We start from the raw sequence: 10,633 nt of genomic DNA on the forward strand, positions 1-10,633 counted from the left end.
CCTCGTGGCATCCGGCCCGTTCGCGTCCCGTGTCCGGTCCGTCCGGTCAGGCCCCTGCCGTCGCGGACGCGCCGGCCGCGACATCCGCGCCGCCATCACCGGCGCCCGCCGCGCGCCCGGCGTCGCGCTGACGGATCGCACCGACGTTGCGGAGGAACACGATGATCCAGCTGAAGATGAGCACGGCCGCGACGAGCTCGACCGCGGTGAGGTTGTAGTAGCCGATCGCGAAGAACACGCCGAGCACGACGATCACCGCGACGTACACGTACCCGAGCACGACGAACGCCTTCGGCATCGGCGGAACGAGCCGGGCGAGCGCGAAGACGAGGACCGCGAACGCGACGGCCATTCCGGTCGCGACCGAGTTGTGCACGATGAAGAAGTCGTCGACGTGGAAGATGCCGACGCAGGCGAGGAAGATGCCGATCACGACGAGCAGCACCCGCACGGTGCGGCGCCGGCGCTGGTCGACCGCGGTCTCGACCGGCAGCGAGGTCGTGCCGTAGCGGGCGATCGTCGTGACGATGACGCCGGCGATGACGAGCGTGAGGTTGAAGGCGAACGCCGAGACGTCGTCGGTCATGCCGAGCGCCGAGAGGTTCTTCTGCCACCACAGCGGGTCGCTCGCACTCAGCATCGAGGCGATGACGCCGACCACGAGGAACACGGCGAGCACGAGCGACAGGAGGCTCGGCGTGAGGTTCGCGCCGCTCAGGAAGCCGACGTAGGCGCTGAGGGCGAGGGCGACGCCCGCGAGGGCGATCGCGGGCAGCGTGAAGACGACGGCGCCGATGAAGCTGCGCTCGAGGATGTTCGCGAGGCCGAGCCAGACGAGCAGGGCGATGACCGCGTTCGCGACGCCGAGCGCGACGATGTCGAACCAGTGCAGGCGGGCGCCCGGCACTTCGAACGGGTCGGTCCCGCGCGCGAGGTCGCGGCGCACGAGCACCCGGGAGACGACGAACGACGCGCCGGCGACGAGGGCGCCGGCGAGCGCCGCGAACTCGCCGAGCGAGCCGTCGCCCGAGATCGCGAGGTCACGGCCCCAGAAGAGCGGCGTCGCGACGACGATTCCGACGACGAACGCGATCGTGCCGATGACGAGCGCGAAGCTCTCGACCGACTCCGCCGACTCGGTCGGGCGGGCGAACACCCGGCGCCACGACGATGCTTCCCTCACTGCGACTCCCTCGCTCGATCGGCGCCCGGCGGGCGCGTCGCTGCCCATCCTGCCGCAGACCGGCGCGCCGACCGTGATGGCGGGGCGGCGCGGTCGGGTCGGTCAGCGGTCGGTCGGGTCGAGCACCTCGAGCATCGAGCCCTGCACGAAGCCGGCCCATTCGTACGCCGCGCGCAGGTAGTCGTCGCGGGTCTCGGACGCCGCGGCCCCGCTCTCGTCGTCGACCGCGGCGAGGTCGCCGGGCTCTTCGTCGGCGTCGTCGCCGGCCGCGCCGACGCGTTCGGCGAGGATGAGGCGGAGGTCGGTGAGGAACGTCAGCCAGCCCCACGCCTCGGACTGGTCGAGCTCGATCTGCACGATGCCGTCGCCCTGGACCGCGGTGGCGTCGCGCACCCGCTGCGCGGCCTGGCGCTTGCCGTCGACGAGGCTCTCGCGCGTGTAGCGGCTGAACTCGGCCGAGGCCTCGGCGTCGTCGGGGTAGGCGCTCGGCAGCAGGCGTCCGAGCGCCGGGTCGCTCGGCTCGCCGAGCAGCAGCACCGAGTCGACTTGGTCGGCGAGCTCGGAGAGCAGCATCGCCTCCTCCGACTCGAGCACGAGCCGGACGCCCTCTCCCCCGCCGAGGCCCGCGACGATCACGTGTCGCCCCTCGCGACCGTGGCCTGCAGCCCGTAGCCGTGCATCGCGTGAACGTGGTGCTCCATCGCCTCGCGGTTGCCGGAGGCGACGACCGCGCGGCCTTCGGTGTGCACGCGCAGCATGAGCCGCTCGGCCTCGTCGCGCGGGTAGCCGAAGTAGCTGCGGAAGACGTAGCTCACGTAGCTCATGAGGTTGACCGGATCGTCCCACACGATGACGCGCCACGGCACCGCGGCGGCGCCCTGCGCGGCCTGGTCGAGGTCGTGTGCTTCGAGGATGTCGGTCACCCCTCCAGCCTGACACGATTTCCGTCGGTCGAGTAGCGGGGCGTCGCCCGGCGCGCGGCGCGCTACTCGCCGGGGCGCGCAGCGTCCTCGTACTCGACCGCGGGCGGACCGTCGCCCACGACCGGGACCGCAGCCGTCTCGTCGACGAGCTCGACGCGCCGGCGACCGGCGCCGCGCACGAGGACGAGATAGCAGACGGCGAGCACGGCGAGCCACACGACGCCCACGACGAGCGCCGGCCGCGACTCGGGCATGACGCCGATGAGCACGATCACGAGGCCGATGACGCCGAGCGCGACCCATGCGGCGACGGGGTAGAACGGCATCGGGAACTCCGAGGGGAGCCAGCGCTCGCGCGCGATCTCGTGCTTCATGCGGAGGTGCGACACGAGGATCATGAGCCAGACGACGACGGTCGCGAAGGTCGCGAGCGCGGCGATGAGGAAGAAGATCTGGTCGTGGAACCAGATGTTCAGCACGACGCCGACGAGGAGCGCGCCGACCATCGCCAGCACCGTCATGAACGGCACGCCGTTGCGGGTGGTGCGCTGGAACGCCTTCGGCGCGTGACCCTGCTCGGCGAGACCGTGCAGCATGCGCCCGGCCCCGAAGATGTCGGCGTTGATGGCCGAGAGCGCCGCCGTGACGACGACCGCGTTGAGCACGTGGGCCGCGCCGGTGAGGCCCAGGCCGTCGAAGATCGAGACGAACGGGCTCGCGCTGCCGTCGATCGTGGTCCACGGCTGCAGCATCATGATGACCGTGAGCGTGAGCACGTAGAACAGCAGGATGCGCACGGGCACCGAGTTGATGGCCTTCGGGAGCACCTTCTTCGGGTCCTGCGCCTCGCCCGCCGTGATGCCGATCACCTCGGTGCCGCCGAAGGCGAACATGACGATCGTGAGCGATGCCAGGATGCCCCACACCCCGTGCGGTGCGAAGCCGTCGACGAAGAGGTTCTGCACCCCGGCTGCGTGCTCCGACTGGTTCGCGAGCCCGAAGACGATGATGGCGATGCCGCCCGCGATCATCGCGACGATGGCCGTGATCTTGATGAGCGAGAACCAGAACTCGAGCTCGCCGAACACCTTCACGCTCGCGAGGTTGACCGCCGCGATGACGAAGACGATCGCGAGGATCCACACCCAGCGCTCGACGTCGGGGAACCAGAAGCCCATGTACACGCCGAACGCGGTGACGTCGGCGAGCGCGACGACGAACATCTCGAACGTGTAGGTCCACCCGGTGAGGAATCCCGCGAAGGGGCCGACGTAGCGGGAGGCGTACTGTCCGAACGAGCCGGCCACCGGGTGGCGCACCGCCATCTCGCCGAGTGCGCGCATGACGATGAAGATCACCGCGCCGCCGATCATGTAGGCGAGCAGCACGGCCGGGCCGGCCGCCTGGATCGCCGCGGACGAGCCGTAGAAGAGGCCGGTGCCGATCGCCGAGCCGAGCGCGATGAAGCGGATGTGGCGCGCGCTCAATCCGCGCCGCAGGCTGCCCTGGGTCTCCGTGGTGCTCACGATTCTCCTTCGAACTGGTGTGCGGGAATGGTCGGCTCGATGAGGACGCGGTAGCCGAGCCGGCGGTCGAACCCGTGGATCTCGCGGGTGTCGAGGGCGTCCATGAACGCGAGCGTCTGCTCGGTGATGACCTGCCCCGGCACGAGCACGGGGAAGCCGGGCGGGTACGGGGTGACGAAGCCCGCCGAGATCGCCTCGGCGCCGTCGGCGATCCGGCGGCGCACCTCGGCCGGCGAGAGGTACTCGCACGCGTCATCCGAGTAGCTCATGAAGTACGCGGCGCGCAGGTCGCCGTCGGGAAGGTCGCCGGCGGCGCGGAAGCGATCGGCGAACCGGCTGAAGTCGGGCAGCGGCGGCGTCGCGGGGCCGCGCCGTTCGGATCGGGCGACGCCCCCGCGACCGCCGGACGGGCGGGACTCGTGCTCGAGCTCGGTCGCGATCTTCACGAGCACCTCGACGAGGTACGCGACGGCGCTGCGCGACGTGCCGATGTTCGTCATCAGGAGCACGGTGTTGCGCGAGGTCTTGTTGACCTGGATGCCGTACCGGTCCATGAGGTGCTCGTGCTTGAACGTGTCGCCGTCGATGCCCGTGAGCCCGATGTGGAGCGTCAGCCGGCTCGGGTCGACGACGAACTCGTCGCGCCGCCAGGCCTCGGCCATGTCGGCGAGCCCGTCGCGCAGGGGCATCGGCCGGTCGGTCTCGCGGTGCCGCTGCGGCACGAGGTCGAGGGTGCTCAGGATGCGGAAGCGCTTGCGCAGCAGCGGGTGGCGGGCGACGGCGTGGCCGATGTGCACGGCGAGGTCGGCCTGGCGCTGCACGAGGGCGTACCCCTCGAGCTCGACCTGCCGGCGGCCGACGTCGAGCGACGCGAGGATCTGGTAGTTCGGCGACGTCGAGGTGTGCGTCATGTACGCCTCGTGGAAGTCCTCGGCGTTCGATGCCGCGAAGTCCTCGTCGTGGATGTGGATCATCGACCCCTGCCGCAGCGCGGTGAGCGTCTTGTGCGTCGACTGCGTGGCGTAGACGCGCAGCCGGGCCCGCGACGGGTCGGCGAGCAGCCGGCGCTCGAGCATCGCGCGCTCGGCGTCCGGCTCGGCGGCCAGCTCGCGCTGCTGCGCGTCGTACGCCGCCCGGCGGTCGGGGTCGGCGAACGCGCGGCCGAGCTCTCGCGCCGCGGCCATCGCCGTGCGGCGTCGGTACACCGGGTGGAACGCCGCGAACGCGAACCACGCCTCGTCCCAGAGGAAGACGAGGTCGGGCTTGATCGCGAGGCACTCCTCCATCACCCGGGCGGGGTCGTAGACGATGCCGTCGAACGTGCAGTTCGTGAGCGCGACCATCTTGACCTCGTCGAGCCGGCCCGCCCTGCGGTAGGCGAGCAGCGTCGACTTGATCGTCTCGAGCGGCACCGCGCCGTAGAACGAGAACTCGTCGAGCGGGTACGCGTCGAGGTAGGCGACCCGCGCCCCCGCGAGCATGAGCGCGTAGTGATGCGACTTGTGGCAGTTGCGGTCGACGAGCACGACATCGCCGGGCTTCACGATCGACTGGTGCACGATCTTGTTCGCGGTCGACGTGCCGTTCGTGACGAACACGGTCTTGCGCGATCCGAACGCCCGCGCCGCCGCGGCCTGCGCCCGCCGCAGCGATCCGCTCGGATCGAGCAGCGAGTCGAGCCCGCCCGATGTGGCCGAGGTCTCGGCGAGGAAGAGGTTCATGCCGTAGAAGTCGGCGAAGTCGCCGACCCAGCGCGAGTCGAGCACCGAGGCGCCGCGCGAGACGGGCAACGCGTGGAACGCACCGGTCGGGCGGCGGCTGTACTCCTGCAGGGCGTGGAAGAACGGCGCCTCGTACCGCTCGGCGACCCCGGCGAGCAGGGTCAGGTGCAGCTCCATCGCGTCCTGCGTGCGGAAGATGCGCCGGAACCGGCTCGTGAGCTCGTGCGCCAGTCGCTCGATCGACACCCCCGCGACGAGGTAGAGGTCGAGCTCGGGCCGCAGCGCCGAGAGCTGCTCGGCCAGCATGGTGATGCGGTCGATCGGGCTCGCCGGCCGCGCGCCGCCGAGGTGGCCGTCGACGAACGCGCGCAGGTCGCGGCTCAGCGGCCGGTCGGTGCGCCACCCGAACCCCGGCCGGATGACGCAGGCCTGGAGCTCGGGGTTCACGAGCACGGCGGCGAGCGCATCCTCGACGTTCTGCACGAAGACGAGTTCATAGGCGAGGCGATCTGACGGACGGCGCTGCGAGCCGAGCGACGCCCGCATCGCGGCCTCGGCCTCGTCGCCGTCGTTGCCGACGACGAGCACCTGGAACACGTGCGGCGCGGCGACGGTCTCGGCTGCGCCCGACTCGGGCTCCTCGCCGGCCGGCCGCGGGAACCACGATCGCGGAGCCACGTCGTCGAGGTGCGCCGCGGCGGCGGCCAGGTCGCCTCGCTCGATCAGCTCTCGTAGCGTGCGGACGGCATCGACCCCGGGGATCGCCCAGTACCCCTCGAGGGCCTCGAGCACCGGCAGCAGCCGCGCGAACTCACCGGCCACGTCGAGTTCACCGGGTTCCGCGAGGGGACCGACCGCGTTCGCCGGCCCGGCGACGGACTGCCTGACGACATGGCCGAGGTATTCCCACACGTCGCTGCGGAGCCGCCAGGCGCTCGACGGGATCCCGGCGGGCGCCGCCACTCCGGATTCCGCCGCTGCCACTCCGAACTCCCTCGTCCTCCGCATGCCGCACGTTCGCGCCGCCCTTCAACGACACCCCATGCGACGCCGCCGCACGACCGTCGCACGACGGCTCGTGTCTGGAGATGCAGACAGATCGTCCGGGATCTCAGACGGAGATCGGTCGGATCAGGCCGACCGGCCAGCCGCCGCGACCGGGGCCGCGGACGGAACGGGCGGACGCGGCGGGTACACCCAGGTCACGAGCACCACGGAGATGATCATGAGCAGGAACCACGAGACGAGCTTCGAGGCCGACACGAGCTGCCAGCCGTCTGCCTGGTCGGGGTAGAGCCAGGCCCCGCTCGCGGTGCCGATGTTCTCCGCGAACCAGATGAAGAGCGCCACGAGCGCGAAGGCGACGAGCAGCGGCATCCGCGGCGTGCGCCGCCACACGCGGAAGTGCATGACCGTCGGCCACCACAGCACGACCACGGCGGCGAGCAGCACCCAGCGGAAGTCGGCGATGTAGTGGTGCCCGAAGAAGTTGAGGTAGATCAGCGCCGCGAGGATCGCCGTGATCCATCGCCGCGGATAGCGCGTGAAGCCGAGGTCGAAGAGCCGGTACACGCGCACCATGTACGACCCCACCGCCGCATACATGAACCCGGAGAAAAGCGGCACTCCCGCGATGCGCAGCACCCCGTCGCCCGCGTACATCCACGAGCCGACGTCGGTCTTGAAGATCTCCATCACGGTTCCGGTGAGGTGGAAGAGCACGATGACCCACAGCTCGCGTCCCGTCTCGAGGCGGGTCGCGACCATGACCACCTGGATCAGCACCGCCGCAATCGTGAGCGCGTCGTTGCGCGCGAGCACCGCGTCGTCGGGGTACCAGAGGCGGGCCGCGACGATGGCCGCGAGCAGCGCCGCCCCGAAGACGCACGCCCAGGCCTGCTTCGCGCCGAAGACGAGGAATTCGACGAGCCATGCGCGGATGCCTCGCTCGGGAGCCCCCGCGAGGAGCCGATGCGCCGCGCGGTCGATGGCACGCTCGACCGTGGTGAGCTGCTGCTCGTGCGCCGAACCCGGGTCGCCGCCGGGCCGTGACCCGGCCGTCACCCGTCGCGCCTCGAGGCCGTGACCGTGAACTTCGGGTTGCGCGCGATCTGACGGGTCGGCCCCACCGTGCGCTCGAGCATCGGACGGTAGCGGAGGTGCGAGTTCCAGACGCACCAGAGCTCGCCGCCGGGCGCGAGCACCCGCGCCGCGTCGGCGAAGAGGTGGGCGGCGATGCCGGTCGAGAGCGCGGCGTCGCTGTGGAAGGGCGGGTTCAGCACCACAAGCCGCTCGCTCGCCTCGGCGAGCCGCTCGAGCCCGTCGGCCTGCGTCACCTCGACGCGGTCGCCGACGCCGTTCGCCTCGGCGGTCGCACGGGCGGATGCCGCGGCCGCGGCCGACCGGTCGGTGGCGACGACCCGCACACCCGGGCGCTCGCGCGCGAGCCACGCGGCCACGACACCGGTGCCGCAGGCGAGATCGACCGCGGTCGGGGCATCCGGCATCGCCGCACCCAGCTCGCCGAGCAGGAACCGCGTGCCGATGTCGACGCCGGCACCCGCGAACACGCCGCCGTGCGCGACGACCTCGAGGCCGAGATCGCCGTGCCGCTCGTGCCGGGGCCATCCGGGTTCGGCCCCCGTGCGGGCACCCGACGCGACGAGCACGCGCGACTTCTGCCGCGCGTGCGAGACGTCGACGCGCTCGAAGTGCCGGAGCAGCACGTCGTTCATCGCGAGCGACATGTGCTTGATGCGGCCGCCCGCCACGAACACGACCCCGGATGCCGCGTGGCCGGCCACGAGCGCGGCGACCTCGTCGAGCCGGTCGAGCGGGCGGGGCAGCCGTGCGAGCACGAGGCGCGCGCCGGCGACGAGCCCGGGCGCGAGGGGCAGCGAGTCGACCGCGCCGACGAGCCCGAGTCGTCCGGCGTTCTCGGCGAGCGCGCGTTCGCCCGTGATGAGGTCCTGGTGCGCGCGGACGGGATGCGCGGCGTCGGCGCCGATCGCATCGGCCGCGCCGAGGGCGAGCGCTCCGTACGCGTCGTCGATGACGGCGACCGCGTCGGGCTCGCTCTCCGCGAGACGACCGGCAGCCTCGTCGAGGATGAGTCGATCGGCCGCGTCGACGGCTTCGAGCCCCGGCCCCTCGACATCGGGATGTCGGCGGAGCGCGCCGAAGTCGAGAGGCATGAGCCAAGGCTACGCGGCGAACGTCTCGAGGCGCTCGTGAGCTCGCCCGCCCGCCGGCGAGGTGGAAGCTGGGTGCGGTACCCGGCTCGGTTTGCTACCCTCGGGTCCGCATGCGGCGAGAACGGCACGGGGGCGCGACTCGCGGCGGGCGATTCGTCCGCCGCTTCGCCGGCGTACTCGGAACGGCCGCCGTGTTCGGCCTGCTCGCGACCGTGTCGCTCGCCCCGCAGGTGAACCCCGCGACGATCGAGGCGGCCGCCGCCGCGAGCGACGCCGCCGACTCCTTCCGCGCGGCCGCCCAGTCGGTGCGGGTCGACGGCGAGGCATCCGCCACCGCCGTCTCGACCGAGTCGTACGTCGCGTCGACGGGTCCCGAGACGCTCATCGCGGGCGGCACCAACCTCGACTGGGCGAAGCTCGTGATCGTCGACGGCGGCTGGCCGCTCACCGACGAGAACGTGACGTTCATGATGCGGTGGATGCGCCAGGAGAACGGCGCCGACAACTGGTGGAACCGCAACAACCCGCTCAACAACGGCATGGGCTCGGGCGGCGGCTCCGGACTCGGCAGCTACGCGACGCTCGTCGACGCGGCGTACTACGCGGCCGCGAACATCGGCTCGGGGCGGTACCCCGAGGTCGAGGCCGCGCTCGAGCGCGGCGACTCGGCCGACGCGACGGCGCAGGCGATCTGGGCCTCGCCGTGGGCGTCGAGCCACTACGGCTACGGCACCCACTGGAGCTCCCGCCCGTATGAGGTCGTCGAGGCGCCCGCCTCGGCCTGGGGTCGCTGACCCGCACTCGAACGGGGGGTGGAGGGGCCCGCCCGACCGGAGTACGTTCGGACGCGGATCCGCCCACCCGAGGCTTTCCGTGCGCGCCGGAGCGTGCGCAAAGGGCGGATGCGCAGTTCGATCAAGGTCGGAGTACCCGATGCGCCGTTCAATCCCACTCACCGCTGCCGCCGCCGTCGCCGTCGCGATCGGCGCGACGACCGCCGTCGCCGCGCCGGCGACCGCCGCGCCGAAGGCGCCGAGCTCGGGCCCGCCCACGGTGCTGGCCGAGCACCTCGTCGGCCCGCTGACGTTCGACCTGTCGGCCGACGGCGTCATCACCGTGGGCCAGTCGTTCCTCGGCGAGGTCACCCGCATCGCCGGCGGAAGCAGCGAGACCCTCTCGCAGGGCCCCGACTCGACCGGCGTCTCGGTGCTCGGCCCGACCGTCACCTGGAGCGAACGCGCCGGAGACGAGCAGACGATCGAGGGGTCGTGGCTGAAGTCGAGCGGCCCCGCCGGCGACACGTCGATCGACCTGCTCGCGTGGGAGCAGGCCAACAACCCCGACGGCGACAGCTGGTACGGATTCGAGGAGATCTCCGACGAGTGCGCCGCGACGCTGCCGCCGTTCGTGAACCCGCGCTACCAGGGGCTGGTCGACACCCACGCGTACGGCACGCTGGCGCTGCCCGGCGTGACCTACGTCGCCGACTCGGGCATGAACGCGGTGCTGAAGGTCGTCGGCGACGAGGTCTCGACGGTCGCCGTGCTGCCCCCGCAGCCGCTCGTGGTCACCGAAGAGATGCGCGTGGTCGGCGAGGTCGAGGGGCAGCCGATCGTGCTCGACGAGTGCGTCGTCGGCCTGACCTACGACGCCGAGCCCGTGCCGACCGACGTCGAGATGGGCACCGACGGGATGCTCTACGTGTCGACCCTTCCCGGTGCGCCCGGGCTCGGATTCCCCTACGGCTCGGTCTACCGCGTCGACCCGGTGAGCGGGGACTCCGCGCTGGTCGCCACCGGCTTCGCCGGAGCGACCGGACTCGCGGTGGCGCCGAACGGCACGGTCTACGTCAGCCAGATGTTCGGCGGCAAGGTGTCGGCGATCACGCGCGACGGATCGGTCTCGACGTTCGCCGAGGTCGACAGCCCGGCCGGCGTCGAGTGGCAGAGCGGCAAGGTGGTCGTCTCGGCCGGCGTCTTCGGCGACGGGCGGATCGTCTCGTACCCCGTCCGGGGCCGCTGAGGCCTCATCGGCACGAACCCGCGTCGTCCGGCATTCGCCCGAATGCTGGACGACGCGCTGACGT

General features: G+C 71.8%; 9 protein-coding genes. 2 read left to right on the forward strand and 7 right to left on the reverse strand.

The window, feature by feature from the left end; all coding sequences use genetic code 11:
* Positions 1 to 46: 46 nt before the first annotated feature.
* The 7 genes from ACWGPE_RS18020 to ACWGPE_RS18050 form a co-directional block, all read right to left on the reverse strand.
* On the reverse strand, positions 47 to 1,183 hold the full coding sequence (locus tag ACWGPE_RS18020; RefSeq protein WP_275507047.1) for a DUF998 domain-containing protein: 1,137 nt from the start codon (positions 1,181 to 1,183) through the stop codon (positions 47 to 49).
* Positions 1,184 to 1,285: 102 nt separating this feature from the next.
* A complete protein-coding gene (locus tag ACWGPE_RS18025; protein WP_452049199.1) occupies positions 1,286 to 1,819 on the reverse strand; it encodes a DUF2017 family protein in 534 nt (177 codons plus the stop codon).
* On the reverse strand, positions 1,816 to 2,097 hold the full coding sequence (clpS, locus tag ACWGPE_RS18030; RefSeq protein WP_374201158.1) for an ATP-dependent Clp protease adapter ClpS: 282 nt from the start codon (positions 2,095 to 2,097) through the stop codon (positions 1,816 to 1,818). The genes ACWGPE_RS18025 and clpS overlap by 4 nt, the downstream gene beginning before the upstream one ends.
* A 71-nt stretch (positions 2,098 to 2,168) precedes the next feature.
* On the reverse strand, positions 2,169 to 3,632 hold the full coding sequence (locus ACWGPE_RS18035) for an amino acid permease (protein WP_376930074.1): 1,464 nt from the start codon (positions 3,630 to 3,632) through the stop codon (positions 2,169 to 2,171).
* Positions 3,629 to 6,337 carry a beta-eliminating lyase-related protein gene (locus tag ACWGPE_RS18040; RefSeq protein ID WP_452049200.1) on the reverse strand — a complete coding sequence of 903 codons (2,709 nt, stop codon included), beginning with the start codon at positions 6,335 to 6,337 and terminating at the stop codon, positions 3,629 to 3,631. Before ACWGPE_RS18040 ends, ACWGPE_RS18035 begins: the two co-directional genes overlap by 4 nt.
* 147 nt (positions 6,338 to 6,484) lie before the next feature.
* On the reverse strand, positions 6,485 to 7,417 hold the full coding sequence (locus tag ACWGPE_RS18045) for a DUF817 domain-containing protein (RefSeq protein ID WP_231429457.1): 933 nt from the start codon (positions 7,415 to 7,417) through the stop codon (positions 6,485 to 6,487).
* Positions 7,414 to 8,547 carry a class I SAM-dependent methyltransferase gene (locus ACWGPE_RS18050; RefSeq protein WP_452049201.1) on the reverse strand — a complete coding sequence of 378 codons (1,134 nt, stop codon included), beginning with the start codon at positions 8,545 to 8,547 and terminating at the stop codon, positions 7,414 to 7,416. The genes ACWGPE_RS18045 and ACWGPE_RS18050 overlap by 4 nt, the downstream gene beginning before the upstream one ends.
* 110 nt (positions 8,548 to 8,657) lie before the next feature.
* Here ACWGPE_RS18050 and ACWGPE_RS18055 point away from each other — a divergent pair, with 110 nt between their 5' ends.
* Complete coding sequence (locus ACWGPE_RS18055) at positions 8,658 to 9,341, forward strand: hypothetical protein (RefSeq protein WP_231429454.1); 684 nt, start codon at positions 8,658 to 8,660, stop codon at positions 9,339 to 9,341.
* Between the two features lie 139 nt (positions 9,342 to 9,480).
* On the forward strand, positions 9,481 to 10,569 hold the full coding sequence (locus ACWGPE_RS18060) for a ScyD/ScyE family protein (protein ID WP_452049202.1): 1,089 nt from the start codon (positions 9,481 to 9,483) through the stop codon (positions 10,567 to 10,569).
* Positions 10,570 to 10,633: the final 64 nt, after the last annotated feature.

This window comes from Agromyces sp. NPDC055658 (genome assembly GCF_053618155.1).